Origin of the sequence: Gillisia mitskevichiae, assembly GCF_003634585.1 — a bacterium.
GTDB classification, from domain to species: Bacteria; Bacteroidota; Bacteroidia; order Flavobacteriales; family Flavobacteriaceae; genus Gillisia; species Gillisia mitskevichiae.
In genome coordinates this window covers 198,385-224,952 of record NZ_RBLG01000001.1, presented here as the reverse complement: position 1 = coordinate 224,952, position 26,568 = coordinate 198,385, and the positions used below count along the sequence as shown (strand labels likewise).

The 26,568-nt window shown below is 34.7% G+C and carries 24 protein-coding genes; 10 read left to right on the top strand and 14 right to left on the bottom strand.

What is annotated here, in order from left to right; all coding sequences use genetic code 11:
• Window positions 1–117: 117 nt before the first annotated feature.
• From BC962_RS01050 to BC962_RS01025, 6 genes are all read right to left on the bottom strand, one after another.
• Window positions 118–1,356, bottom strand: coding sequence for an aminotransferase class V-fold PLP-dependent enzyme (locus BC962_RS01050; RefSeq protein WP_121344083.1), 1,239 nt, complete (start codon window positions 1,354–1,356; stop codon window positions 118–120).
• A 48-nt stretch (window positions 1,357–1,404) separates the two neighbouring features.
• Complete coding sequence (sufD, locus tag BC962_RS01045) at window positions 1,405–2,721, bottom strand: Fe-S cluster assembly protein SufD (protein WP_121344082.1); 1,317 nt, start codon at window positions 2,719–2,721, stop codon at window positions 1,405–1,407.
• A gap of 51 nt (window positions 2,722–2,772) precedes the next feature.
• Window positions 2,773–3,525, bottom strand: a complete 753-nt coding sequence (gene sufC / locus BC962_RS01040) for a Fe-S cluster assembly ATPase SufC (protein WP_121344081.1) — start codon at window positions 3,523–3,525, stop codon at window positions 2,773–2,775.
• Window positions 3,526–3,564: 39 nt separating this feature from the next.
• On the bottom strand, window positions 3,565–3,939 hold the full coding sequence (locus tag BC962_RS01035; protein WP_121344080.1) for a hypothetical protein: 375 nt from the start codon (window positions 3,937–3,939) through the stop codon (window positions 3,565–3,567).
• Window positions 3,940–3,947: 8 nt separating this feature from the next.
• A complete protein-coding gene (sufB, locus tag BC962_RS01030; RefSeq protein WP_121344079.1) occupies window positions 3,948–5,393 on the bottom strand; it encodes a Fe-S cluster assembly protein SufB in 1,446 nt (481 codons plus the stop codon).
• A 67-nt stretch (window positions 5,394–5,460) separates the two neighbouring features.
• Complete coding sequence (locus BC962_RS01025) at window positions 5,461–5,790, bottom strand: HesB/IscA family protein (RefSeq protein WP_121344078.1); 330 nt, start codon at window positions 5,788–5,790, stop codon at window positions 5,461–5,463.
• A gap of 244 nt (window positions 5,791–6,034) precedes the next feature.
• On the opposite strand from BC962_RS01025, the gene thiL reads away from it, so the two are divergent.
• Window positions 6,035–7,093: a thiamine-phosphate kinase gene (thiL, locus tag BC962_RS01020; RefSeq protein WP_121344077.1), complete on the top strand. Its 1,059-nt coding sequence runs from the start codon at window positions 6,035–6,037 to the stop codon at window positions 7,091–7,093.
• Here thiL and BC962_RS01015 read toward each other — a convergent pair.
• Entirely contained in the window at window positions 7,090–7,350 is a 261-nt protein-coding gene (locus BC962_RS01015; protein WP_121344076.1) for a hypothetical protein, read from the bottom strand. The two genes, thiL and BC962_RS01015, sit on opposite strands and share 4 nt — an antisense overlap.
• Before the next feature lie 69 nt (window positions 7,351–7,419).
• Window positions 7,420–8,181, bottom strand: a complete 762-nt coding sequence (locus tag BC962_RS01010; RefSeq protein WP_121344906.1) for an alpha/beta fold hydrolase — start codon at window positions 8,179–8,181, stop codon at window positions 7,420–7,422.
• 132 nt (window positions 8,182–8,313) lie between these two features.
• Here BC962_RS01010 and brnQ point away from each other — a divergent pair, with 132 nt between their 5' ends.
• Window positions 8,314–9,603, top strand: a complete 1,290-nt coding sequence (brnQ, locus tag BC962_RS01005) for a branched-chain amino acid transport system II carrier protein (RefSeq protein ID WP_121344075.1) — start codon at window positions 8,314–8,316, stop codon at window positions 9,601–9,603.
• Window positions 9,604–9,810: 207 nt separating this feature from the next.
• Here brnQ and BC962_RS01000 read toward each other — a convergent pair whose 3' ends face one another.
• The 3 genes from BC962_RS01000 to BC962_RS00990 form a co-directional block, all read right to left on the bottom strand.
• On the bottom strand, window positions 9,811–11,103 hold the full coding sequence (locus BC962_RS01000) for an aminopeptidase P family protein (protein ID WP_121344074.1): 1,293 nt from the start codon (window positions 11,101–11,103) through the stop codon (window positions 9,811–9,813).
• A gap of 137 nt (window positions 11,104–11,240) precedes the next feature.
• Window positions 11,241–11,531, bottom strand: coding sequence for a chaperone modulator CbpM (locus BC962_RS00995; RefSeq protein WP_121344073.1), 291 nt, complete (start codon window positions 11,529–11,531; stop codon window positions 11,241–11,243).
• Window positions 11,528–12,451 carry a DnaJ C-terminal domain-containing protein gene (locus tag BC962_RS00990; protein ID WP_121344072.1) on the bottom strand — a complete coding sequence of 308 codons (924 nt, stop codon included), beginning with the start codon at window positions 12,449–12,451 and terminating at the stop codon, window positions 11,528–11,530. Before BC962_RS00990 ends, BC962_RS00995 begins: the two co-directional genes overlap by 4 nt.
• A gap of 304 nt (window positions 12,452–12,755) precedes the next feature.
• On the opposite strand from BC962_RS00990, the gene BC962_RS00985 reads away from it, so the two are divergent.
• The 3 genes from BC962_RS00985 (at window position 12,756) to BC962_RS00975 (ending at window position 16,248) form a co-directional block, all read left to right on the top strand.
• A complete protein-coding gene (locus tag BC962_RS00985; RefSeq protein ID WP_121344071.1) occupies window positions 12,756–13,418 on the top strand; it encodes a succinate dehydrogenase cytochrome b subunit in 663 nt (220 codons plus the stop codon).
• Between the two features lie 12 nt (window positions 13,419–13,430).
• Window positions 13,431–15,434: a fumarate reductase/succinate dehydrogenase flavoprotein subunit gene (locus BC962_RS00980; RefSeq protein ID WP_121344070.1), complete on the top strand. Its 2,004-nt coding sequence runs from the start codon at window positions 13,431–13,433 to the stop codon at window positions 15,432–15,434.
• Between the two features lie 70 nt (window positions 15,435–15,504).
• On the top strand, window positions 15,505–16,248 hold the full coding sequence (locus BC962_RS00975) for a succinate dehydrogenase/fumarate reductase iron-sulfur subunit (protein ID WP_121344069.1): 744 nt from the start codon (window positions 15,505–15,507) through the stop codon (window positions 16,246–16,248).
• A 54-nt stretch (window positions 16,249–16,302) separates the two neighbouring features.
• On the opposite strand, the gene BC962_RS00970 is transcribed toward BC962_RS00975, so the two are convergent.
• Window positions 16,303–16,821, bottom strand: a complete 519-nt coding sequence (locus BC962_RS00970) for a DUF1440 domain-containing protein (RefSeq protein WP_121344068.1) — start codon at window positions 16,819–16,821, stop codon at window positions 16,303–16,305.
• A gap of 104 nt (window positions 16,822–16,925) precedes the next feature.
• Between BC962_RS00970 and BC962_RS00965 the strand changes: the two genes are divergently transcribed.
• A complete protein-coding gene (locus BC962_RS00965) occupies window positions 16,926–17,702 on the top strand; it encodes an amidohydrolase (RefSeq protein ID WP_121344905.1) in 777 nt (258 codons plus the stop codon).
• Here BC962_RS00965 and BC962_RS00960 read toward each other — a convergent pair.
• Window positions 17,689–19,299 (bottom strand): Ig-like domain-containing protein, encoded by a 1,611-nt coding sequence (locus BC962_RS00960; RefSeq protein WP_121344067.1) that lies wholly within the window; start codon window positions 19,297–19,299, stop codon window positions 17,689–17,691. The genes BC962_RS00965 and BC962_RS00960 overlap by 14 nt on opposite strands.
• 45 nt (window positions 19,300–19,344) lie before the next feature.
• Entirely contained in the window at window positions 19,345–20,025 is a 681-nt protein-coding gene (locus BC962_RS00955; RefSeq protein ID WP_121344066.1) for a ComF family protein, read from the bottom strand.
• A 59-nt stretch (window positions 20,026–20,084) separates the two neighbouring features.
• Between BC962_RS00955 and BC962_RS00950 the strand changes: the two genes are divergently transcribed.
• From BC962_RS00950 to BC962_RS00935, 4 genes are all read left to right on the top strand, one after another.
• Window positions 20,085–20,969: a hypothetical protein gene (locus tag BC962_RS00950; RefSeq protein WP_245983950.1), complete on the top strand. Its 885-nt coding sequence runs from the start codon at window positions 20,085–20,087 to the stop codon at window positions 20,967–20,969.
• 63 nt (window positions 20,970–21,032) lie between these two features.
• Window positions 21,033–22,571 (top strand): glycine--tRNA ligase, encoded by a 1,539-nt coding sequence (locus BC962_RS00945; protein ID WP_121344064.1) that lies wholly within the window; start codon window positions 21,033–21,035, stop codon window positions 22,569–22,571.
• A gap of 133 nt (window positions 22,572–22,704) precedes the next feature.
• A complete protein-coding gene (locus BC962_RS00940) occupies window positions 22,705–25,689 on the top strand; it encodes a GEVED domain-containing protein (RefSeq protein WP_121344904.1) in 2,985 nt (994 codons plus the stop codon).
• A 95-nt stretch (window positions 25,690–25,784) separates the two neighbouring features.
• A complete protein-coding gene (locus BC962_RS00935) occupies window positions 25,785–26,564 on the top strand; it encodes an exodeoxyribonuclease III (RefSeq protein WP_121344063.1) in 780 nt (259 codons plus the stop codon).
• The last annotated feature ends 4 nt before the right edge of the window (window positions 26,565–26,568 follow it).

Here is a 26,568-nt window from a genome sequence, read left to right as displayed (position 1 = left end):
TAAAATACAAAAACTTATAGCTACTATTTTAACCCAAAGATTAAAAGTTACAATTTTAGCAGATATCAATTTATAATAAGAGTGTAAAAATGGAAGTAAATCTATTTAAAGTTCTATCTACTGAAGCATCATTTTGGCCTTTTTAACAGCGGCTATAAAAAGATCTACTTCTTCAAAAGTATTGTAAAAAGAAAAACTAGCACGAACAGTACCAGGGATTTTATAGAAATCCATTATGGGTTGTGCGCAATGATGTCCAGTACGTACAGCAATTCCTAATTTATCTACTATAGTACCAATATCGTAAGGATGAAGCCCTTCAATATTAAAGGAGAGCACAGCGGTTTTATGTTTTGAAGTTCCATAAATTCGTGCTCCTTCTATTTCTAATAACTTCTCTGTTGCATATGCTAATAATTGCTCCTCGTAAGTCGCAATATTTTCAAAACCTATGGTATTCATATAATCCAATGCGGCACCAAAAGCGATCCCTCCACAAATATTTGGAGTTCCGGCTTCAAATTTATGCGGAAGATCTGCGTAGGTGGTTTTCTCGAAACTCACCGTAGCAATCATTTCGCCACCACCTTGGTAAGGAGGTAATTTATTCAGCCATTTTTCTTTTCCGTATAACATTCCAACTCCTGTTGGACCACACATTTTATGAGCAGAAACCACATAAAAATCTACGTCTAAAGCTTGAAGATCTGCTTTTATATGTGGAGCAGCTTGTGCTCCATCTACAAGAATTGCAGCGTCCACTTTATGGGCAGCTTCAATTATTTCTTCAATAGGATTAACGGTTCCCAGCGCATTAGATACATGGTTTACAAAAACTATTCTTGTTTTTGTTGAAATCAATTTATGAAAAGCATCCATGTCCAGTTCTCCTTCCTGGTTCATTGGGATCACTTTTAAAACAGCGCCAGTTTTTTCACATAGCATCTGCCAAGGCACAATATTAGAATGATGTTCTAATGCAGACACAATAACTTCGTCCCCTTTTTTTAGTTCTTGAGCAAAGCCATTTGCAACCAAATTAATACCATGCGTGGTTCCAGAAGTAAATATGATCTCGTGAGATTTGGCTACATTAAAATGCTGCTGAATTTTCTTTCTGGCAGTTTCATACTTATCTGTAGCTTCCTGAGAAAGACTATGAACTCCTCTGTGGATATTAGCGTTGTAATTGGAATAATAATCTACAATTACATCTATAACTTGTTGTGGAGTTTGTGAGGTCGCGGCATTGTCCAGATAGACTAAAGGATAGCCATTTACTTCCCTCTTTAAGATCGGGAAATCCAAACGGATGGTCTCTATATCTAATGGCAATTTATTTGCAACAACTTTCATATGCTTTCAATTTAAATCTTCAGAAATAATAATTTGAAGTTTTAAGAATTAAAGATCAAAACCTAAATTCACTCCTAATTTAAGCGCAATTTGATGTGTAATTCTCTTTTTGATCTCTGGGATCTTCACACTTTCCATCACATTATTAGCAAAGGCATACATTAATAATGCACGGGCTTCTTTTAATGGAATTCCTCTTGAACGCATATAAAATAAAGACTCTTCATCTAATTGTCCAATAGTACAACCGTGACTACATTTAACGTCATCTGCAAAAATTTCCAGCTGAGGTTTAGAGTTAATAGTTGCCTTATCGTCTAAAAGAATATTATTGTTAGATTGGAAAGCATTGATCTTTTGTGCTTCTTTATCTACCAAAACTCTTCCATTAAATACACCAGTAGAATTCTCGGCGAAGATTCCTTTATAATCCTGGTGGCTTTCGCAATTTGGAGAAGTATGATGAACAAGCGTGTTATGATCTACATGTTGCTTATCTTCAATTATAGTAATTCCTTTTAAAGTAGATTCAGAACGTTCTCCTTTTTGATAAAAGTTTAGATTGTTTCTGGTTAATTTTCCACCGAAAGAAAATGTATGCATAAAACAATAACTTTCTTCTTTCTGCTCCACAAAAGTATTATCTATTAAAGAAGCAGAATGTCTGTCATTCTGGATCTTATAATAATCTACAATAGCTCTTTTCTCAACAAAAACTTCTGTTACAGAATTAGTGAAAACAGGATGATCTGTTAAGCTCTGATGTCTTTCTATAATCTGAACCTGAGAATTTTCCCCAACTACAATAAGATTTCTAGGTTGCACCAATAATGCCGATTCATTACCTGTAGAAAAATTGATAATTTGAATTGGCATATCTGCCGATTTATTATCGTGAATATGAATAAACGCTCCTTCTTTAGAAAATGCAGTGTTTAAGGCATTTAATCCACTATTTTTTGGAACTATCTTGTTGAAATAATTCTCTATAATCGGCTTGTACTTAGACTTGCTTAATGCAGAAGACATTAAACAAACATCAATCTTATCGTGTGTGGTTTGCGATAAATGAGATGAGTAAATTCCATCTATAAAGATTAATTTATACGAATCTATATCGTGAATTAGATATTTTTTGATATCCTTATAATCTATAGCATCTTCCTTATTTGGAAATACGCTATAGTCATGTTTTAATACCGAATTTAAAGAAGTGTATTTCCAGGCTTCATCTTTTTTAGATGGAAAACCTAGAGTTTCAAATTCCTTAATGGCATCACTTCTTAATTGATGTATATCTGTATCCACATCGAAGGCTTCTTCAAAAGCCATAAAAGAGGATAATAATTTATCTTTTAATTCCATTGTGTGCGTTTCTTTATCTTGGTTAATACTCGGGTAACTTCAAAAATAGTCTTAAACCGTTTTTTCTGGTTTAACCCAATCATAACCTCTTTCTTCCAATTCGTAAGCCAATTCTTTTGTGCCAGATTTCACGATTTTCCCATCTACCATTACATGAACAAAATCTGGAACTATATAATCTAATAAACGTTGGTAGTGTGTAATTAATAAAACTGAATTATCTGCGCTTCTCAATTTATTTACACCATTGGCAACAACCTTAAGAGCATCGATATCTAAACCAGAATCAGTTTCATCTAAAATTGCCAACTTTGGGTTTAACATTGCCATTTGAAAGATCTCATTTCTCTTTTTCTCACCACCAGAAAATCCTTGGTTTAAAGAACGAGACAAGAACTTACGATCTATTTCTAATAATTCAGATTTATCACGAATCATCTTCAACAAATCCTTTGCTGGCATATCTGCTAAGCCTTGAGCTTTTCTATGAGCATTAATAGATGCTTTCATAAAATTTGTTACTGAAACTCCTGGGATCTCAACTGGATATTGAAAAGACAAGAAAATTCCTTTATGAGCTCTTTCTTCAGGGTCTAATTCTGAAAGATCTTCTCCTTCAAACAAGATCTCTCCGCCTGTCATTGTATACTCTTCCTTACCAGCAATAACAGAAGAAAGTGTACTTTTCCCTGAACCATTAGGTCCCATGATAGCATGTACTTCTCCTGGGTTAATTTCCAGATTAATTCCTTTAAGGATTTCTTTATCCTCTATGTTGGCCTGTAAATTCTTTATTTTAAGCATGTGTCTATTATATTTTTCCGAAAAAATCGGATAAATTATTTATTCGTTTTCTGTAATGGGTTTCGCCATTATTTCTAGCACTTCGGTTATTTCAATTAATTTTGAATAGCCTTCTGCTTTTACATTATCTTTTACTTGTCCTTTAACTTTTATTGGAACAATGCTATTTTCATCTTTTTTGAAAGCATTTAAACTGTCGGTTAACTGTGAAGCAACAGAATCCATTTTTACCTGATAAATGAATTTATCACCTTTTAAAACTGCCGATTTTCCCACAGAAATAAAATCCCCTTGATAAACAAGTATGCTATCAGCTACCTTTTCAGCAACCTGCATTTCTGGTTGCTTTTCAGGTTCATTGTCACAAGCTGAAGCAAGTAAAATAACGCTTATTAAAAATAGAAATTTCTTCATTCTTCAATTTATCCAACTGATCCCTCAAGGGATATTTCCAATAATTTTTGAGCCTCTACAGCAAATTCCATTGGTAGGTTGTTCAGTACTTCTTTACTAAAACCATTTACAATAAGAGCAATTGCTTTCTCTGTATCTATACCTCGTTGATTGCAATAAAAGATTTGGTCTTCCCCAATTTTACTCGTAGTTGCCTCATGCTCTACCTGAGCGGTTTTGTTTTTCACTTCAATATAAGGGAAGGTGTGCGCACCGCATTCATTCCCCATTAAAAGAGAATCACATTGTGAGAAATTTCGAGCATTGTCTGCTCTACTATTTATCTGAACTAATCCTCGATAAGAATTCTGGGATTTCCCTGCAGAGATCCCTTTAGAGATAATAGTACTTTTAGTGTTCTTTCCTAAATGGATCATTTTAGTTCCAGTATCTGCTTGCTGAAAATTGTTGGTTACAGCAATAGAGTAAAATTCACCAATAGAATTATCTCCTTTTAAGATACAAGAAGGATATTTCCAAGTAACAGCAGATCCAGTTTCAACTTGTGTCCAAGATATCTTTGCGTTTTTCTCGCAAATTCCACGTTTGGTCACAAAATTATAAACTCCACCTTTTCCTTCTTTATTACCAGGATACCAGTTTTGTACAGTAGAATATTTTATCTCTGCGTCATCTAGGGCGATAAGCTCCACAACTGCAGCGTGTAATTGATTTTCATCTCTTGAAGGAGCAGTACATCCCTCAAGGTAACTCACATAACTACCTTCATCTGCAACTAAAAGAGTTCTTTCAAATTGTCCTGTTCCTGCCTGATTTATTCTAAAGTATGTTGAAAGTTCCATTGGGCATTTTACACCTTTTGGAATGTAACAGAAAGAACCATCGCTAAATACAGCAGAATTTAATGCTGCATAAAAATTATCTTTTTGCGGAACAACAGTTCCAAGGTATTTCTTCACAAGTTCTGGATGCTCTTTAATAGCATCTGAAATACTCATAAAAATAATCCCCTTCTCGCCTAAAGTCTTTTTGAAGGTTGTTGCAACCGAAACAGAATCTACTACAATATCCATTGCAACATTATTCATCTTCTTTTGCTCATCTACAGAGATCCCTAGTTTCTTATACATCGCAAGTAGATCTGGATCTACATCGTCTAATGTTTTATTAGGATCTACAGTTTGCGGAGCCGAGTAATAAGAGATAGCTTGAAAATCTGGTTTTTTGTAATGAACATTAGCCCATTCAGGCTCGATCATTTTTTCCCATTCTCTAAAAGCTTCCAATCTCCAGTTCGTCATCCATTCTGGCTCATCTTTTTTCTTAGAAATAGCTCGAACGATATCTTCATTTAAACCAATAGGGAAAGTATCCGATTTAAAATCGGTATAAAAGCCATACTCATACTCTTTGGTTTCAAGCTCCTTCTTTAAATCGTCTTCAGTATATGCCATATTTGTATTTTGTAAAAAAGCAACAGGTTAATAAAACACCTATCCTTATTCTTTTTTTATTTTTAAACTATAGTGAAAAACTTTCACCACATCCACAAGTTCGTTGTGCATTCGGATTATTGAACACAAAACCTTTGCCGTTTAGCCCGCCAGAATATTCAAGAATTGTTCCTGCTAGATATAAAACACTTTTTTTGTCGACAACGATTTTTACATCATTATCTGTAAAAAGCTTATCGTTTTCCAGTTGGGATTTATCAAACTTCAATTCATAAGATAATCCTGAGCAACCTCCACTTTTCACACCAACGCGTACAAAGTCAATTGTTGCATTATAACCTTCATCGGTCATAAGCATTGCTATCCTTTTTTTTGCGTCTTCGCTTACCTTTATCATACTTAAAAGATTAGTCCTAATTTGCTGCAAATATACTACAAAACAAGCGGTTTACCATAGCAGCTAGATATGTTTTAAGAATAGGGATATAGGCAAGTCTAATGAGCTTATTCAGTTTTTTCAGTTGAATAAATCAATTATAAATATTGCTATTTTACGATATCTTAAAATCACAAATGCTATTAAAACAATGCTTTTTGAGAGAATATTCAGTTATTTTGCACATTCTAAAATTTAAAAGATCATGCTAGAAGATAGTCAACAAAGTAGAACAAAACTTTCAGAGTTAGGGGAATTTGGTTTGATAGACCTGTTAACCAAAAATCTAGATAGTAAATTACCATCCACTATCAAAGGAATTGGAGATGATGCGGCAGTTTTAAATTTTGAAGGGAAACAAGCTATTTTAACTACAGATCTTTTAGTAGAAGGAGTGCATTTTGATCTTGCTTATATGCCATTAAAACATTTAGGCTATAAGGCAGTGATGGTAAACCTATCTGATGTTTATGCTATGAATGGCGTCGCAACTCAAATTACTGTTGGAATTGCATGTTCTAACAGATTTCCGGTGGAGGCTTTAGAAGAATTATACTCAGGAATAGAGTTAGCAGCTAAATTATATAATATAGATGTAGTTGGGGGTGATACGACTTCTTCTACAAAGGGGCTTTTAATTAGTATTACTGCCATTGGTGTTGCAGATAAAGAAGATGTTGTTTATAGAACTGGGGCAAAACCTAATGATCTTTTAGTGGTTACTGGAGATCTGGGCGCTGCCTACATGGGTTTACAGATCTTAGAACGTGAAAAAGAGGTTTTTAAAGTGAATCCAAACTCACAGCCAGATCTTGATGCCTACACCTACTTAATTGAAAGACAATTGAAACCGGAAGCCAGAAGAGATGTTTCTGGATTGCTGAAATCTTTAGAGGTTAAGCCTACTTCTATGATAGATATAAGTGATGGCTTATCTTCGGAAATCATGCACTTGTGTAAAAATTCTAAAACTGGAGTTAACTTATTTGAAGACAAAATCCCATTAGATCCTTCTATGATTTCTGTTTGTGAAGAATTCGAAATAGATAGCACCACCATAGCATTAAGTGGAGGGGAAGATTATGAATTGCTGTTCACAGTGTCACAAACAGATTTTGAAAAGATCAAGGCAAATCCTAATTTTTCAATTATAGGTCATATGACTGAAGAAAATGAAGGAATGCATTTAATTACCAGAGGGAACACTAAAATTCCATTAATAGCTAAAGGTTGGAACGCTATGGAAAACGATGCAGAAGACTAGGAAGCATTTGCAAACTGACGCTGCTTTGTTCGGCGTCTTCTTTTGTAAAAATTTGCTAAATATTTATTTGTCTCTTTAAACTTCGGGGTTAATCTCGCCAAAAGACCATTGGCTGTATCTGTCATTTCCACTTTACACTTAGCGCATTGGTATTCGTGGATGTGATCTGTTACATTTTTAGACACCTTTAATTGATGTCCGAAGATGCTGCAATAGGCTTCTGCGAACGAAAAGGATTTTTTAGATTTGGTATTCATAAGCTTAATTTTCTTTGTTGCAAATTTAAAAGTATTAAAAAAAAGTTAATTATCGACGTAATGTGTTAATTAATCGATGAAATGCATTAATTCAATTAATTCTCTTTTGTTTTCTATAAACGAAAGATGACCACCATCGAGTGATAAAAAGCTAGAATTTGTTGCCTCCGCAATGGTCTGAATATCAGAAAATTTAAGTATAGGATCACTCATACCAGCAATTATATGTTTTGGTCCATTATAAAGAGTTAAAGTGGATGTAAGATCTGTACGAATTTTCATACCTTTTAATGCTGCGATAATTCCATCTTCAGAAAAATTTAAAGCCTCATTCTTTAATTTTTCGAGCTCTTTAGGAAAACAGGTCCTATTTTTTTCACTTAACAAATTGGAGATCGCCATACTCACATAGCTCTCTTTATTATTTTTTATAATTTTAATGGCTCGATCTCTGTTCTTTTTCCGGTCCTCATTGTCAGGTTCAGGAGTAGAATTTAGAAGCACAAGTCCTTTGGTTAGTATAGGGAATTTTTTACAGAATGCCAAACTTACATAACCACCCATAGAATGCCCAATTATGGTAACCTGCTCAGTCTTAAGTTGCTGTAAAACATTAAAGACTGCATCTGCCATTAAATCCATGCTGTGTACCTCTTCCAAACTACCTGATTTTCCATGACCGGGAAGGTCTATCGTAATCACTTGTCGTCTTTTTGATAGTTCTTCAACAAAAGGATCCCAAATAGAACTACTTTCTAAAAATCCGTGTAAAAGTAATAATGGATTTCCTGTTCCTATAGAACGGTAAAAGAGCTTGGTATTTTTATACATTTGCATCATTTCTATAATATATTATAATAATTTAATTGGCAATATGAAATTCGCCTTATCTAGTTATATTTTTCGATAGAAAAGTATTTATAATAATCTAAATAGAATCCCCAGTTACAAACATTTAAAGAAATGAAATTTAATAATGAAAGTTTAATTGTTGGCTTCGCGCTATTTGCATTATTCTTTGGAGCCGGGAACTTAATTTTGCCTCCATTCTTGGGGTTTCTAGCGGGTTCGGAATGGTATTTAGTGGCATTAGGTTTTATAATCTCGGCTGTAGGTTTGCCTTTGCTAGGGATTTTTGCACATGCAAGACTTCAAGGAAGTATGTTTAGTTTTGCTGAAAAGATCTCACCAATCTTCAGTATGATCTTTTGCGTCTTGATCTATATAATAGTTATAGCTCTCCCAAGTCCTAGGACTGCAGCTGTCACTCATGAGATTGCAATTGCTCCATTCTTCAACATTTCACCCCTTATAACGAGTATTGGTTATTTTTTGCTGGTTTTTATTTTTGTGATAAAACGCTCTACCGTAATTAATAATATCGGTAAGTACTTAACACCTGCAATTTTAATATTGTTGTTGGCTATAATTTTTTCAGGGTTTTTTACTGAATATAAACCTATGAGTACCAATTTAGCCGAGCTCCCAATCCTTTTAGGTTTCTTTGAAGGTTATCAAACCTTCGATGCTATCGCGGCCTTAGTCGTAGGAGGGGTAATTATAATTTCAGTGAAATTGAAAGGATATAGCTCTACAATAGAAATTCGTCAGCTAATTTCTAGCGCAGCCGTATTGGCTGGCTTAAGCTTATTATTGGTCTATGGAGGTTTAATTTTTAATGGAGCACTGGTAAATTCCGAATTTCCTCAAGATGTAACTAGAACAGAATTGTTATTGGGTATTAGTCTTCTTAATTTAGGTGGTGTTGCTCAGGTTTGCCTTGCTATCTTGGTAGCGCTTGCTTGTTTTACCACAGCTGTAGGAATTGTTACTGGAACTGCAGATTTCATGGCAGAAAGAATAAAAAAACCACATGTTTATTCCATTACGGTGATCATGGCTTGTGTTGTGGGTATTGCGGTAGGAGCTTTATCTGTAAATGCTATAATAGAAATTGCCCTGCCAGTTTTATTATTAATCTATCCTTTAACTATTGTATTGATCTTGTTAAATGTGATGCCTATTAATTTTAGAACGAAGTTTATAATGAAAGCTGTGGTGATTGCAACCTTGATTTTTAGTCTTCCCGATGCTTTAAAATATGTGATTTCTGAAGAGCTATTTGCTAATATTCAACTATATATACCATTATCTGAATATGGCTTAGGATGGGTGATTCCTGCAACTCTAGCTTTTTTCGGAAGTTATTTTTATGAGAAGAGTATTTCAAATCGCTCACCACAAACTGAGTAAGCTTTAAACTTTGCGAAGACATCTCGATCCCGATAGGTTTCGGAAAGATCGATGGGACAGGTTGAATATAATTGAGCAATTGAAATAATGTGATTTGTAACCCTGAGCGGAGTCGAAGGATCTTTGACAATTCTGAATATGCTGAAAAAAAAAGCCTGCCGAAAATTAAATTCCAGCAGGCTCATTTTTATAATAATTTATGGAACTCTAAGAATTCATAAGATCTTCTATCTCTTCAACTTCAATAGGAATGTTGCGCATTAAATTGAAAGGCTCTCCTTTTTCTTGAATCACAAGATCATCTTCTAATCTAATTCCGAAACCTTCAGCAGGGATATAGATACCCGGCTCTACGGTAAATACTTGATTCGCCTGCATTGGCTCTGTTAATATCCCGTAATCGTGAGTATCCAAACCAATATGGTGAGAAGTCCCGTGCATGAAGTATTTTTTATATGCAGGCCAGTCTGGATCTTCATTTTTTACATCAGCCTTATCTAATAATCCAAGACCTAGTAACTCTGAAGTCATTAATTTTCCTACTTCTACATGATAATCGGCCCAAATAGTTCCTGGAATAAGCATTTTTTGAGCTTCATTTTTCACTCTATTTACGGCATTGTAAACATCCTTTTGTCTTGCATTGAATTTTCCTGAAACAGGTATCGTCCTTGACATATCACTAGAGTAATTAGCATACTCTGCTCCTGTATCTAATAAAATTAGATCTCCTGCTTTACATTGCTGATTGTTCTCTACATAATGCAACACATTTGCGTTATTTCCACTAGCAATAATTGGTGTGTATGCAAATCCTTGAGAACGATTATTCAAGAATTCGTGCATCATTTCTGCTTCTATCTGGTATTCCCATACTCCTGGCTTTACAAAACCTAAAGTTCTACGGAAGGCTTTTTCGGTAATATTACATGCCTTCTGCATTTGATCTAATTCTATTTGATCTTTTACAGAACGCAATCTCTGAAGAATTGGATTACTCTTTGCAACTTGATGCGCAGGGTACTTTTGCTTACACCAATCTATAAATCTAGCTTCTCTTGTCTGTGTTTCCACATTTGCACGATAATGCTCATTAGTATTAAAATAAATAGTTTCACATTGTGTCATGATCTCGAAAAACACTTTTTCGAATTCCTTTAGCCAGTACACTGTTTTAATGCCACTAGTATCAAAAGCTTTTTCTTTAGTTAATTTTTCACCTTCCCAAACGGCTATATGGTCATTGGTTTCAGTAAGAAAAAGGATCTCTCTATGCTTCTTATTTGGAGCATCTGGAAATAAAACTAAAATGCTTTTATCTTGGTCTACACCGCTTAAATAAAAGATGTCTCGAGCTTGTTGAAACGGCATCGTGCTATCTGCACTTATCGGATAAATATCATTAGAGTTAAAAACCGCAAGGCTGTTTGGCTTCATTTTGGACATGAAGTTTTTGCGGTTCTTTGTATAAAGTGAGTTGTCTATTAAATCGTATTTCATAAAAATGTATTTAGATTTTGCCGAATAGAGAATAGAATCTAATTCTAATCAGCTTTGGAAAGTTCAAAAATAAAAAACATAAGTTCAAATGCTGTTAAACTAAGCGTAAAAGACTTTGGTTTTCTTTAACAATTGGATTATTCGTAAAGACCTAGTCTATTTCTAAGAGCCATATTTTCTTCCTTTAAATTACTAAGCTTAACCAATAAATGTTTAATGGCTTCAATTCCTTCGAGATTGATCTCTAGATCGTTGTGAAGTCGCAAAATTTTCTCGAATTCTGCCATCTTATCACAGTGAACATATTCTCTTTTTTCAATTGTGATCACTTCCAAAAGTCCGCTATTGTTCAAAGACCTAATAAAGGTGTGCTCTACACTATAGCGCTCGCAAAGTTCTTCGGTTGCAATTAATTCATCTAAGTTCATGAGCGTAATTTTTGTAATTCGGTATACAATTCCTTTTCTTTTGAAGATAAATTTGTTGGAACTTTAATGTTGTAAGTAATGAACAGATCTCCAAATTGTCCTTCTTTTTTATATTTAGGAAAACCTTTTCCTTTTAACTTTACACGAGTAGCATTTTGAGTTTCTGGTTTAATATTGAGTTTGACTTTTCCGTTAAACGTGTCTACTGTGATTTCTCCCCCTAAAATCGCAGTGTAAAAATCCAGATCTACCGTGCTGTATAAATTTTCTTTTTCTCTTTTAAATTTGGTGTTATTGACAATTTTAAATGTGATCAAAAGATCTCCTTTTGGTCCTCCCTGTGCTCCTGGGCCACCATGCCCAGCTATTTTAATGGTTTGTCCATTCTCCACTCCGGCGGGAATAGTAAGACGTATGTTTTTCCCATTTACGGTAAGAGTTTGTTTGTGGCTAGTGTAAACATCAGATAGATTTAGCTGTAGTTCTGCATTAAAATCTTGTCCTTTAAATTGTGGAGATCTTCCAGTGCCACGAGATCTGGCGCCACCTCCAAACATTTGTTCAAAAAAGTCTGAGAAGTTGTCATTATCAAAATTGCCAGAATACGCTTGGCCTTGACCTCCAAAACCTCCATAACCTCCAGATGCTCCACGCGCGCTTTTTCTTTGTTGTTTTTGTTGTTCAAAATGATCTGCATGTTGCCAATCTTTCCCGTACTCATCGTATTTTTTGCGTTTTTCAGGATCGCTTAATACCTCATTAGCCTCGTTTATCTGCTGAAAACGCTTCTTGGAGCTATCGTCATCTGGGTTGAGGTCGGGATGGTATTTACGGGCAAGTCTTCTATATGCCTTTTTAACATCTGCTTTTGTGGCAGATTTGTCTAATTCTAAGGTTTTATAATAGTCTATAAATTCCATTGAAATTGAAATAAGTATCGGTTTGATTTATGAGATACTGAAATTACTAAAAATGAATCGTACAATGAGTTAAGTTTATGTAAAAACCAAATTTTGATATGAGAATTTAATAGGAGTTCTAATAACAGAGCAAATCCAAACATTGATTTATTTCGCCAAGGCGCGCTATTGATGCAGTTGGTTCAACAATTACTAAAGTACTTGTATTAGTTCTAAATTGGTAGTGAAAAACTAGTTAAAGTTTGTGTGTAACTAATTTCAGATGTACTTTTGCTCTTAAAATTTCACAAAAATAATCAAACCAATGGGTGGATTACTTAAATCTTCAGTAGCAAAAAAGTTTGCTATGGCCTTATCGGGACTTTTCTTAGTCCTATTTTTAGCTCAACACTTTACTATTAATTTAACTTCGGTAATTAGCCCCGATACTTTTAATGAGATCTCCCATTTTATGGGAACCAATTTCTTAGTGCAGGCAATCTTACAGCCAGTGCTTATTTTTGGTGTGGTGTTCCATTTTATAATGGGTTTTGTATTAGAAATTCAAAACAGAAACGCTAGAGCTAAAAATTATGTGCGTTATAACGGTAGCGCAAATTCTAGTTGGATGTCTAGAAACATGATCTATTCTGGAGCGGTAGTATTGGCCTTTTTAGGACTTCACTTCTACGATTTTTGGGTACCAGAATTGGTTCATAAATATGTTGAGTCTCACCCAGCAGATGCCACAAGGTATTATGGTGAGTTGGTAGCGAAATTTGTAAGCCCTGTAAGAACTGGTCTTTATGTAATTTCATTCGTATTTTTAATGTTACACTTACTTCACGGATTTTCTTCCTCTTTCCAATCTATGGGAATTAGAAATAAATATTCTGAAGGAATAAGAAAATTCACTGTTGGATATGCTATCATAATTCCATTAGGATTCATTTTCATAGCCTTGTTTCATTATATTAATAACCTTTAAAAGGTAAGATTTATGTCAATTTTAGATTCAAAGATACCAAAAGGGCCACTAGAAGATAAGTGGAGCAACTATAAGAATAATATTAATCTAGTAAACCCCGCCAATAAACGTAATATAGATATTATAGTTATTGGAACAGGTTTAGCAGGAGGTAGCGCAGCAGCTACTTTGGCAGAACTAGGATATAACGTAAAAACATTTTGCTATCAGGACTCTCCAAGACGTGCGCATTCTATTGCGGCTCAAGGTGGAATTAATGCAGCAAAGAATTATCAAGGAGACGGTGATTCTAATTTTAGATTGTTTTACGATACTGTAAAAGGAGGAGATTACCGTTCTAGAGAAGGAAACGTTTACCGTCTAGCGGAAGTTTCAGGAAATATTATAGATCAATGCGTTGCTCAGGGAGTACCATTTGCAAGGGAATATGGTGGAATGTTAGATAACCGTTCTTTTGGAGGGGTATTGGTTTCACGTACGTTCTATGCAAAAGGACAAACAGGACAACAGTTATTACTCGGGGCATATTCAGCAATGAATCGCCAGATAAACCGTGGAAAGATACAAGCTTTTAACCGTCATGAAATGATGGACGTAGTTCTAGTTGGTGGAAAAGCCAGAGGAATTATAGCTAGAGATATGGTAACAGGAGCAATAGAGCGTCATTCTGCTCATGCAGTTGTTCTGGCCTCAGGAGGATACGGTAACGTATTTTTCTTATCTACCAATGCAATGGGAAGTAATGTAATGGCAGCGTGGAGAGCACACCGTAGAGGTGCATATTTTGCAAATCCATGTTATACGCAAATTCACCCAACTTGTATTCCTGTTTCTGGAGATCATCAGTCTAAATTAACACTGATGTCTGAATCTCTTCGAAATGATGGTAGAATCTGGGTTCCGAAGAAATTAGAGGATGCAGAAGCGATTCGTACTGGTAAGAAAAAACCAACTGATCTTTCTGAAGATGAAAGGGATTATTACTTAGAAAGAAGATATCCTGCTTTTGGAAACCTAGTACCACGAGATGTAGCTTCTAGAGCTGCAAAAGAGCGTTGTGATGCTGGTTTTGGAGTAAATAAAACAGGAGAAGCTGTGTATTTAGATTTTGCTAGTGCAATTGAGCGCTACGGAAAAGAGAAAGCATTTACTTCTGGACATAAAAACCCTTCCAAAGAGGAAATATATAAATTAGGTAAAGACGTTGTTGAGTCTAAATATGGGAACTTATTCCAGATGTATGAGAAGATCGTAGATCAAAATCCATATAAAACTCCAATGATGATCTATCCTGCAGTTCACTATACTATGGGAGGACTTTGGGTAGATTATAACTTACAAACTACCATTCCTGGATGTTATGCAACAGGAGAAGCTAACTTCTCAGACCACGGTGCAAATAGACTTGGGGCTTCCGCTTTAATGCAAGGTTTAGCAGATGGATATTTTGTACTGCCTTATACTATTGGAGACTATCTTGCTCAAGATATTAGAACAGGAAAGATTCCAACAGATACATCAGAATTCGATTCTGCAGAAAAAGAGGTTACAGATAAGATCAATAAATTGATGAATGCTGGTGGACAACATTCCGTAGATTCCTACCATAAGAAATTAGGTAAGATCATGTGGAACAAATGTGGAATGTCTAGAAACGCTGTAGAGTTAAAAGAAGCTATTCATGAAATAGCTGAATTACGTGAGGATTTCTGGAAGAATGTAAAGGTTCCAGGTACTGCAGATACTAAGAATGCCGAATTAGAAAAAGCAGGTAGAGTTGCAGATTTCCTAGAACTAGGAGAACTTTTCGCAAAAGATGCTTTACATAGAGAAGAATCTTGTGGAGGGCATTTTAGAGAGGAATACCAAACTCCAGATGGGGAAGCGCTTAGAGACGACGAAAACTTTAAGTATGCAGCAGCATGGGAGTACACAGGGAAACCGAGTGAAGCAATTCTTCATAAAGAGGAATTGATATTCGAAAACATTGAATTGAAAACCAGAAGTTATAAATAGTACAGAGCTTAAAGTGTTGAGAAATTAAAACTCAATACCCAATACTCACTACTCAATACTTTAAAAGATTATGAAGCTTACATTAAAAATATGGCGTCAAGAAAATGCCACAGCTAAGGGTAAAATGGTAGATTATACCATTGACGGAATAGACGGAGATATGTCTTTTCTGGAAATGCTAGATGTGCTTAACGAGGAGTTGGTTAATAAAGGTGAGCAGCCAGTAGAATTTGATCACGATTGTCGTGAGGGAATTTGCGGTTCATGTTCATTACAGATCAACGGAGAACCACATGGTCCAGATAAGTTGATCACCACTTGCCAATTACACATGCGTACTTTTAAGGATGGAGACACTATCGTTATAGAGCCTTTTAGAGCAAAAGCATTTCCTGTAATAAAAGATCTTATTGTAGATCGTACCGCCTTCGATAGAATACAACAAGCATATGGATATATTTCTGTAAATACTTCTGGAAATACTATAGATGCAAATACAATTCCTATTAAAAAGGAAAATGCAGACGATTCGTTTAACGCAGCAACCTGTATTGGTTGTGGTGCTTGTGTAGCTGCATGTAAGAATGCAAGTGCTATGTTATTCACTTCAGCAAAGGTTAGTCAATTCGCATTGCTTCCTCAAGGAGAAGTTGAAGCAGATAGACGTGTTTTAGCGATGGTAGAACAAATGGACAAGGAAGGATTTGGAAATTGTTCTAATACTGGAGCTTGTGAGATAGAATGTCCTAAAGGAATTTCTTTAGAGAACATTGCAAGAATGAACAGAGAATATTTAAAAGCAAGTGTGAAGTAAATTCATATTTGATACATAATAAAAAAATCCCGAAGTTCTGCTTCGGGTTTTTTTTTATAATCTATTTTGAGATCGTTTCATTCGTACATTTATAAAGCTTCTAACAACTTCAGTTGTAATTCCAAATGCAATATGGGCAAATAATTCATTTGCCTGCATTTTTATAGGAATATCAGTTGGTTTAGATTCTAATCCAACAAGAGGAAGAGATGTTTCATGTGTAGAAACCCAAGTAGTGGCTCCAAAAATAACTCCATCCGCGATATTCATAGCATCCTTATCTTTTTTACCATAACCGTAGGCCGCAGCGATACTTGCTCCAAATGGAAAGTTCACCAGTTGTTCTGCTAAAGCCTCGTTTTCTACACTTATAGGTGTTCCTGTGATCTTTGTAGAGAGATCATCCACTATTTTTAATTGAGCAGATTTTTGCTCTATCTTTCTAACTGGTAAAAAATGTTCTATCAAAGATTTAACCGCGGTTCCAGCTAGACCTCCAACAAATCCAGAAATTAAACCTCTGGAGGTATTAGACAGATAAGAGTCTTTTTGTAAAAAAGTATCTAGGTTCATAAGTGTTTCAGTTTGATGATAAAGCTATTTATATTCTCTTTTTCTTACAAGCTTTTAACACGTATTTAATAACGATCATTTTATTTTTTATAATTTTACTAGACATGAAAAATTTAAATATAGCCCTTATTCAAGCCGATTTATATTGGGAAAATTCCAATCAGAATTTGGAGCATTTTGCAGAAAAAATAGCTAAAATAAATTCGAAAGTTGATTTATTTATTCTTCCAGAAATGTTTAGCACTGGTTTTTCCATGAATGCTGAAAAGTTAGCTGAACCTCCAAATGGTCTTACTTTAAAATGGATGCAACGAATAGCAAACGAAAAGAGTGCAGCAATTACAGGTAGTGTTATTATTGAAGAAGATGGGAAGTATTTTAATAGACTCTATTTTGTTTTTCCAGATTCTACATATAAGGTATACGATAAACATCACACTTTTACTTTAGCTAAGGAAAACGAAACCTATACGGCTGGGAAAGAGCGTTTAATCGTTGAGTATAAAGGCTGGAAGATCTGTCCGCTAATATGTTATGATCTTCGATTTCCTGTATGGGCTAGGAATACTGTGGACTACGATCTTTTGATCTATGTAGCCAATTGGCCAAAAACTAGAATTCAAGCTTGGGATATACTTTTGCAAGCTAGAGCTATAGAGAATATGACTTATTGTGCTGGAGTTAATAGAACTGGCTTGGATGGCAATAATTATGAATATACTGGCCACTCTGCAGTTTATGATAGCTTGGGTCAAGCTATGTTCGATCATGAGTTAGAAACAGAATTCACGAAAGTAATAAGCTTAGATAAGGATCATTTAACTGAGTCTCGTGATAAATTAAAGTTTTTACAGGATAGGGATAAATTTACTTTAGATTAAAAGATTGGTTGATGTCCCAATTTGGTCTTACTTCTAACAATTCTGGAAAATAAATGATCTCTTCGGCATTAGTTTTCTTTAAATAGTTTCCAGTATCCCATTGGCCATTTGCATTAGAATCATAGATCACTCGAATAAGATATTGCCCTGGAGAAACTAATTCGAATGCGATGTTACTTTGATCTTCAGATTTTTTCTCAGCTTTAATCACCCCTTTTTCATCTGTTAATTGAACGATGATTGGGTAACTCTGAACATTCTGTAAACTCAAGCGAACATTCCCATAATCTGACAGTGTTTTTGTTTTCAATGTTTTTGAGATCGTATCGTTTTTCGAATCAAAAAAATCTAAGATCGCTCCAGGAAGTATTTTTATGAGATAAGTTTCATTTTCATTTTTTGGAAACTTGACGTGAACAGAATTCTCCAAATTCTTTAATTCTATAGTAAAAGCAACTTCGAGAGAATCCTTATCTAGTATCTTAATTAGAGAATCGTCTGTAGCTATTAATGGGGTATTTGCTTTAATTACAAAATCTTTATTGAATTCCAACGTTCCTGATGGTTCTGTAGAGATCATTAAAGAATCTGCTTTCATTTCAGAAATCCTCGCGATTAAACTCACCGTATCTTTTTGAGAATTGAAGTTAAATCTTAAACTATCCGTTTCTACAAAGGGTTTGTACCATAAGTATAAACTGTCTTTATCTATCACTTTAGTAAATCGATAATCAAATCCTGATGGAACCGTGTTTATAGGTTCTATTGAGAGACTGTCTAGATTTGCTTTTCCTTTATAACCAACTAATATTTTTTGTTTAGCTACTTGTTTAGGTCGTTCTGGTTTAAATGCATTGTTTTCTTTAAACAGTTGTAAATTATAAGAAGTGTCTGATGGCACAGAAATAGTTTCTTTTAAAAATGCTATTTTTTCCTTACCAGGATTGTATTTATAGTCATTATTTAGATCTCTAACAGCTACTAAATGATAAGTGCCTTCTTTAATATTGGTAAGTTCAAAACTTCTAAGACTATCTAATGTATTGGTAATATATCTAGGCGGGGTATTGTAAACTATAGAATCATTGTAAGTTGCGTCTGCATCATATAACATTACAGAAATAAAAGGATCTGCTTCTTTAAGTAGTGCATCAGAAACCGTTCCCGAAACCGACAAAGAATCTATATAATCTCCTGTAGAGAATACATATTTAAAGTATGGCAAAGTGTTACCTTCATTATTATCTACAACGCTATTTCCAAAATTAATAGCGTAGGTAGTGTTTTTCCTAAGCGTATCCTTTATCCTAATTCTAATATACTTACTTGGAGAACCCAGAGGTGTGATCTCTGGTTTATTCGCCATTGGAGGGGAGATAATGATCTGTTTTTGCGCATCGTCTAATTTAATATATTCATTAAAATAGATTCTGATCTCATCTTTATTGAAATTGGTTGAATAATTTTCAGGTGTTGCTCTTAAGAATTTTGGAGGTTCAACATCTAAATCCCCGCCTTGTGGAGTTCCTTTTTTTGCACATTGTATAAATGTGAGTGTAAGAAGCAGCAGTATTAATCCTGAAAAATATTTTTTCATTTAAACTGAAATTTTAAACAAAGAAACAATTATTTTTTGTTTTAATCATGCTGTAAAAGCCATAGTAGCGATGCTAATCTTTACATTTTCGGCTTCCAAGAGAACATCTGCGCAAGCTTCCAAAGTGGCGCCAGTAGTAATTAGATCGTCCACAAGTAAAATGTGTTTATTTTTAATTTTTTCTGAATTAACCAGTACAAAACTTTCTTCAATATTTCCCCATCTGGCAAACCTGGTTTTAAGAGTTTGGGTATTAGAGAAAGAAGTTTTTAATAGCACATCATCTTCATAATCTATTTTTAATGCTGAAGCGATCTCTTTTCCGAATTTTTCCACCTGATTAAAACCTCTCGCTTTAAGTTTCTTTTTATGTAGCGGCACAGGAATTACAAGATCTATATTTTTAAATGAATCTGATTTTACTATTTCTGCTCCTGTCCAAGCACCTAAATAAGCACCAATTTCTTGATGCCCTCTATATTTTAATCGATGTATTAGTTTCTGAACGCTACCTTTTTTCTTGAATGCTAAAAGGGAAGTAGCATTTTCTATAGGTACTCGTCCATAAAATACTTTTAATACAGGATTATCGTTATCTAAATGGAAATTGGTAATAGGAAGTTCATTTACGCATCTGGTGCACAGAATATTTTGATTCTTATGCAATTCAGTATCGCATATTTGGCAAATATTAGGATAAAATATATTGATTAAATCTTGAAACATTAGTTAATGTATTGTAATTTCGCTAATTAAACCATTAATTTACAAACTAAATCACATTTATGATGACCGAAACAAAAAGTAATACGGCCCTTAAGATTTTAACGGGAATTTTGGCCGTTGCCCTAGTGGCGCTAGGTATTTATACGGTTAAATTTTATAACGAAGAAAAAGAGAATAAGGCGATACTTCAAAAGGAAAAAACTGTTATTGAAGATGAGCTGAATGATCTTATCGTAAAATATGATGAAGCTATTGCAACCAACGAAGTAATGGACCAGGATATGGTAAATGCAAGAGAGCGTATTTCTAGATTGTTAGATTCTGTAAAAGATTCTGAAGCAAATCTTGTGTTGATCTCTAGATATAGACGAGAGATCGGAGCTTTAAAGAGTGAAAAAGATAGGTTATTTAGAGTGGTAGATAGTTTAAGTAATCAAACTCGAATGATGGCAATGACTATAGATAGTACTAATACAGTATTGGCTCAAAAAGTTCGTTTATCAGATTCATTACAAGTTAATAACCAAAGCCTTTCTACTAAAGTAGATAAAGCCTCACAATTAAAGATTACTTCTCTTAAAGGTGAAGGAGTAATAGTGAGGAATAGCGGGAAATTAGTAGAGAATGATAAGACACGTAGAATAGATCAAATAAGAACCTGTTTCACAATTAGTTCTAACGATCTTGCTCCTTCTGGAGAAAAAACCATGTATGTACAGGTTTATAATCCAGATAATGAGTTGGTAGGAGATCAAATTGCTGTAAAACATGAAGGTGGAGTAATGATGTATAGTGCAACTTCTACAGTTTTTTACGAAAAGGAAGAATTGGATGTATGTATACTTTCAAAAACTCAAGGAGATAAATTAATAGATGGTTCATATAAGGTTTATGTTTACGAAGGTGCTCAGCTAATTGGTACTTCATCTTTCAACCTTAATTAATAAAATAACAAATTATATAAACCGCCTTGAGATTAATCAAGGCGGTTTTTTTATTTTTGCGCTATGGCAAAACAAGAAGATTTATTTAAAAACGTGGTTTCCCATGCTAAAGAGTATGGATATATTTTCGCGTCTAGTGAAATATACGATGGTTTAAGTGCTGTTTATGACTATGGTCAGAATGGAGCTGAACTAAAAAAGAACATTAAAGATTACTGGTGGAAAAGTATGGTGCAACTGCATCAGAATATAGTTGGAATAGACTCTGCCATCTTAATGCACCCAAAAACTTGGAAAGCTTCTGGTCACGTAGATGCATTTACAGATCCTTTAATAGACAATAAGGACTCTAAAAAAAGATATCGTGCAGATGTTTTGGTAGAAGATTATGCCGAAAAATTGAACATTAAAGCATTAAAAGAAATTACTAAAGCTAAAAAACGTTTTGGCGAGGCTTTTAATGAAGAAGAGTTTGTTACTACCAATCCTAGGGTTGTTGGATATTTGGCAGATAGAAAAAGAATTCTTGAGCGTTTAGCTAAATCTTTGACCGATGAAGATTTGGATGATGTAAAGGCTTTAATTGAAGAATTAGAGATCGCAGATCCAGATACGGGTTCCCGAAACTGGACAGAAGTGCGTCAGTTCAATTTGATGTTTGGAACCAAAATGGGAGCTTCAGCAGAAACTTCTACAGACCTTTACCTAAGGCCAGAAACAGCTCAAGGGATCTTCGTGAATTTTGCTAATGTTCAGAAAACGGGAAGAATGAAAATTCCATTTGGGATCGCTCAAATAGGAAAAGCTTTCAGAAATGAAATTGTTGCAAGACAATTTATCTTTAGAATGCGAGAATTCGAACAAATGGAAATGCAATTTTTTGTACGTCCAGGAGATGAGATGAAATGGTATGAGCACTGGAAAGAGCAGCGTATTAAATGGCATTATTCCTTGAATTTAGGACAAGAAAATTATAGGTTTCACGATCACGAAAAATTAGCGCATTATGCTAATGCGGCAGCAGATATTGAATTCGATTTCCCATTTGGATTTAAGGAATTGGAAGGAATTCATTCTAGAACAGATTTCGATCTTAAAGCACATGAAGAATTTTCGGGTAAAAAACTTAGATTTTTCGATCCGGAATTAAATGAGAATTATGTGCCTTATGTAATAGAAACATCTATAGGTTTAGATAGAATGTTCCTATCTGTGCTTTCTTCATCATTAAAAGAAGAAACTTTAGAAGATGGTTCTACAAGAACGGTATTAAAATTACCAGCAATTTTAGCGCCTACCAAAGCTGCTATTTTACCACTTGTTAAAAAAGACGGTTTACCAGAGATGGCTCAAAAAATAATAGATGACCTTAAATGGGATTTTAAAGTTCAATATGACGAGAAAGATGCTATTGGAAGAAGATATAGAAGACAAGATGCTGCTGGAACGCCTCTATGTATTACTGTAGATCATGATTCTTTAGAAGATAATTCTGTAACTGTAAGATACAGAGATACTATGGAACAAAAACGTGTTGCGATCTCAGAATTACCTAAACTAATAAATGCTGAGGTAGATTTTAAGCACTGGATGAAAGATTAGTGAATTTTACACGTTTATATTTTATAAATAAAAGAGGCAATTAATATATTAATTGCCTCTTTTATTTATTTTATTTTTATAAATGACTATTTTTAATGTTAGAAATAACAAGAAGCTTTCCTGGAACCATAATATGATTAAAACTATACAATATTTCACTTTTTTCATTCTTCTATTTTCACTGCAAGTTTCAGCGCAAAAAAGAGAAACATCTGGGCCGGTTTATATAGATTCTGCCACGGCAATTCCAGTATCTGCAGTGTCTGCTAGAAAAATGAAGGCACCTTCAACCCAATATAAATTGGTGAATCCAAGAAATAGAGGAATTAATACAGTAGTTCCTGGTAAAGGCTTACCAAAAACGCAAGATGCTGCGCTTCAATCTAAAATGGGAAAATTGCCTGCCAAAACTCCAATTTTATCTTTTGATGCTGCGATAACAAGAGCTACACCCACAGACCCTACGGGAGCTGCAGGACCAAATCATTATGTGAATGGTTATAATTCTGCATTCTCTATATTCGATAAAAACGGAAATCAAATTGTTCCTCCAGCAGCACTTTCAAGCATTGGCGGAGAATTTACCAATGAAAATTTAGGAGATCCAATAATTGTTTATGATGAATTTGCAGATCGATTTTTGATCACTCAATTTAGCGATACACCAGAAAGTTTTTTAGTTGCAGTTTCACAAACATCAGACCCCGTGAATGGAGGTTGGGATACTTACAGATTTCCTACAAATGGGGCTTTGCCAGATTATCCAAAAATTTCGGTTTGGAGTGATGGATATTATGTAACTACTAATAAAAATTCGAATTCAGCCAGTACTAGTCAAGTGGTTTATGTTTTTGAACGCGATAAAATGTTAATTGGAGAAAGCGCTAAAGTAGTATCCTTCCCACTGCCAGGCGTAAGAACGAATGGTTTTTATAGCCCTGCTGGATTTCATGCTATGGGTGGGGAAATGCCGCCTAGAGGAAATTCACCAATTATTTTTTTACAAGATGATGCCTGGGCTGGTGTTTCTGAAGATCATTTAAAACTTTGGAATATTAATATAGATTGGAATACTCCAGAAAATTCTACAATTGCTGAATCTCAGGAACTAGGTACTAATAATGGAGTATCTCCATTTATAGCCACTTTTGATGGCGGTGCATTTTCTAATCTCGCGCAGCCTGGAAATGCTCCAGATTTGGATGTTTTGCAGGCTACGATGATGTACATGACTCAGTATAGACGATTTCCAACGTATAATACGGCAGTTATGAATTTTGCTGTAGACATAGATGCCACCGCAGCGGAACATGCAGGGATTCGTTGGTATGAACTTAGGCAACCTTCTGAAGGCGGTCCATGGTCGGTATATCAAGAAGGAACATATGCACCAGATAAAAGCGATAGATATTCTGGAAGTATTGGAATGGATAAAAACGGAAACATAGGTTTAGGTTTTACTGTTTTAGACGATAGTCCGGAAACACCTATTTATCCTTCTATTAGATATACAGGTAGATTTAACAACGACCCTAAAGGTGAAATGACCGTTAAGGAAGAGGTTATAATAAATGGGATTAGTGCCGATCCTTCCTCTAGATATGGAGATTATGCTCACTTAACAGTAGATCCTGCAGATGATCTAACTTTTTGGCATAATGGAGAATATTTTGATGGTCCAGATAGAAAGAACAGAGTGGGAGTTTTTAAACTTGCTCCAGATTTCACAAACGACGTGGGTATTATAGCTTTAGTAACGCCTACCAATGCTACTTTAACTTCCTCGGAAGTAGTAACTGTGACTATTAGAAATTTCGGAATTAGCTCACAAACAAATATTCCCGTTAGTTATTCAGTAGATGGAGGAACTGTTATAACGGAAACTTTTACAGGTACTATTCCTGGAACTAGCTCTGTAGATTTTACATTCTCTACAAATGCTAACCTTGGTACTATTGGTCAAAACTATACGTTTGTGGCTTCTACAAATTTAGATATAGATGAGAATGAAAATAATGATTCTCTTACTATAGAAGTAAAGAATCTATTTGCGAAGGATGTTGGTATCACTTCCATAGACTCTCCAAGAACAGGGCTCAATTTATCGGCTTCAGAACCGGTTACCGTTACAATTGAGAATTTTGGGGGAGAACCACAATCTAATATTCCTGTAGCTTATAGAATTGGAAATAACCGTAAAATTAATGAGGTGTTTCCTGAAACTATACCAGTTGGAGAAAATGCCGTTTATACTTTTTCTCAAACAGCCAACCTCTCTACTTCTGGTAGATATCTAATGTTCGCAGAAACTAGGTTAGAGGGAGATCAAGACAACACCAACGATTCTAAAACAAAATCTGTTGCAAATTTAAATTGCATTCCTGTCGGTTCCGACTGTGCTAGTTTTGGAGACGGGATTTCCTATTTTCAGCTTGGTGATATTTTAAATGAGCGTATTCCATGTACAAATGGCTATGCAGATTTTATAGGTTTCTCTACCGATCTAGATCGCTCAACCGGTACCTATACGGTTACAGTAAAAACACTTTTTGATAATCCGCAAGACGAAAAATTTTCTATGTGGATAGATCTAAACGATAATGGGGCTTTCGATGATTCTGAAATTTTGATCTCGGCCCAGAATCTTGCAGCTGCTAATACTGCTTTTTCATTCGATTTTACATTACCAAAGGATGCTCCTTTGGGACAGCATTTATTAAGAGTTCGCGCAGGTGATACTTCTTTTGGAGGAGATTTAAACAATCCTTGTAGCGTGATGGACTTTGGTACTACTCACGATTATACAGTAAGAATTACAGATTCTGATTTAAATATCGATGATTTTCTTCTGAATGAAGCAAGTCTTGAGATCATTGAACAAAATCCGGAAGCAAAAGATGGTGTTTACAGAGTATTCCTAGAAACTCAATTTAACCAACCATTACGGATTACAATTCATAATTTATTAGGTCAGAAATTGATCGAAAATCAAGTTGATAACACAAATGGGCAAGGATATTTATATGAAATAGATATGTCTTACGCAGCAAGTGGTGTTTATCTATTAAGAATTGGAACTCGGGATGTTGGTATTGTAAAACGATTTCTGGTTAAATAATTCAACAGCTATTCTAGTTTAAAATCACATTAATTCTATCTTCAAAATAATTGAGAGTATTTGCTATTCCTACTTTTTGAGAAATTTTAAAATTCATGAAAATAATATCCTATAACGTTAACGGAATTCGAGCAGCAATTAGAAAGGGATTTATAGAATGGCTTTCTGCCGCGAACCCCGATGTTGTTTGTCTACAAGAAATTAAAGCCTCCCCAGATCAATTGGATCTAAGTGTTTTTGAAAATGCTGGTTATAAATATAATTATTGGTATCCAGCACAAAAGAAAGGATATAGCGGTGTTGCGATTTTGAGTAAGCATAAACCAAAGCATGTAGAATATGGTACAGGAATAGATTATATGGATTTTGAAGGAAGAAACATCCGAGCAGATTTTGATGGATTTTCTGTAATGAGTTTATACCTGCCTTCAGGAACTAATATTAATAGATTGGAGTTCAAACTTCAATTCATGGCCGGTTTTCAAGAATATATAGATAATTTAAAAACGCAAATCCCAAATTTAATTATTTGTGGAGATTATAATATTTGCCATGAAGCTATAGACATACATGATCCTGTGAGGTTAAAAAATACTTCAGGATTTTTACCTGTAGAAAGAGAATGGATAGATGGATTTATGCAAAGTGGTTTTATAGATTCTTTCAGGCATTTTAATAAAGAAGCAGTAGATCAATATAGTTGGTGGAGTTATAGGGCTAATGCTAGGGAAAATAATAAAGGTTGGCGCATAGATTATAATTTGGTATCAAAGCCTATGGAAGAGAAGCTTAAACGTGCTGTGATACTTCCAGATGCAATGCATAGCGATCATTGTCCTGTATTATTAGAAATTGAATCTATTTACGCAAACTAAAATT

Coding starts and splice junctions, on each gene's coding strand:
- sufD (WP_121344082.1), bottom strand. CDS start 2,721: ATGGAATTAAAAGATAAATTATTATCCTCTTTTATGGCTTTTGAAGAA.
- BC962_RS01025 (WP_121344078.1), bottom strand. CDS start 5,790: ATGATAAAGGTAAGCGAAGACGCAAAAAAAAGGATAGCAATGCTTATG.
- thiL (WP_121344077.1), top strand. CDS start 6,035: ATGCTAGAAGATAGTCAACAAAGTAGAACAAAACTTTCAGAGTTAGGG.
- BC962_RS00965 (WP_121344905.1), top strand. CDS start 16,926: ATGAAAAATTTAAATATAGCCCTTATTCAAGCCGATTTATATTGGGAA.
- BC962_RS00970 (WP_121344068.1), bottom strand. CDS start 16,821: ATGAACCTAGATACTTTTTTACAAAAAGACTCTTATCTGTCTAATACC.
- BC962_RS01015 (WP_121344076.1), bottom strand. CDS start 7,350: ATGAATACCAAATCTAAAAAATCCTTTTCGTTCGCAGAAGCCTATTGC.
- sufB (WP_121344079.1), bottom strand. CDS start 5,393: ATGGCATATACTGAAGACGATTTAAAGAAGGAGCTTGAAACCAAAGAG.
- BC962_RS00985 (WP_121344071.1), top strand. CDS start 12,756: ATGGGTGGATTACTTAAATCTTCAGTAGCAAAAAAGTTTGCTATGGCC.
- BC962_RS01035 (WP_121344080.1), bottom strand. CDS start 3,939: ATGAAGAAATTTCTATTTTTAATAAGCGTTATTTTACTTGCTTCAGCT.
- brnQ (WP_121344075.1), top strand. CDS start 8,314: ATGAAATTTAATAATGAAAGTTTAATTGTTGGCTTCGCGCTATTTGCA.
- BC962_RS00975 (WP_121344069.1), top strand. CDS start 15,505: ATGAAGCTTACATTAAAAATATGGCGTCAAGAAAATGCCACAGCTAAG.
- BC962_RS01010 (WP_121344906.1), bottom strand. CDS start 8,181: ATGTATAAAAATACCAAGCTCTTTTACCGTTCTATAGGAACAGGAAAT.
- BC962_RS00935 (WP_121344063.1), top strand. CDS start 25,785: ATGAAAATAATATCCTATAACGTTAACGGAATTCGAGCAGCAATTAGA.
- BC962_RS00980 (WP_121344070.1), top strand. CDS start 13,431: ATGTCAATTTTAGATTCAAAGATACCAAAAGGGCCACTAGAAGATAAG.
- BC962_RS00950 (WP_245983950.1), top strand. CDS start 20,085: ATGATGACCGAAACAAAAAGTAATACGGCCCTTAAGATTTTAACGGGA.
- sufC (WP_121344081.1), bottom strand. CDS start 3,525: ATGCTTAAAATAAAGAATTTACAGGCCAACATAGAGGATAAAGAAATC.
- BC962_RS01050 (WP_121344083.1), bottom strand. CDS start 1,356: ATGAAAGTTGTTGCAAATAAATTGCCATTAGATATAGAGACCATCCGT.
- BC962_RS00945 (WP_121344064.1), top strand. CDS start 21,033: ATGGCAAAACAAGAAGATTTATTTAAAAACGTGGTTTCCCATGCTAAA.
- BC962_RS00940 (WP_121344904.1), top strand. CDS start 22,705: ATGATTAAAACTATACAATATTTCACTTTTTTCATTCTTCTATTTTCA.
- BC962_RS00955 (WP_121344066.1), bottom strand. CDS start 20,025: ATGTTTCAAGATTTAATCAATATATTTTATCCTAATATTTGCCAAATA.
- BC962_RS00960 (WP_121344067.1), bottom strand. CDS start 19,299: ATGAAAAAATATTTTTCAGGATTAATACTGCTGCTTCTTACACTCACA.
- BC962_RS00995 (WP_121344073.1), bottom strand. CDS start 11,531: ATGAACTTAGATGAATTAATTGCAACCGAAGAACTTTGCGAGCGCTAT.
- BC962_RS01000 (WP_121344074.1), bottom strand. CDS start 11,103: ATGAAATACGATTTAATAGACAACTCACTTTATACAAAGAACCGCAAA.
- BC962_RS00990 (WP_121344072.1), bottom strand. CDS start 12,451: ATGGAATTTATAGACTATTATAAAACCTTAGAATTAGACAAATCTGCC.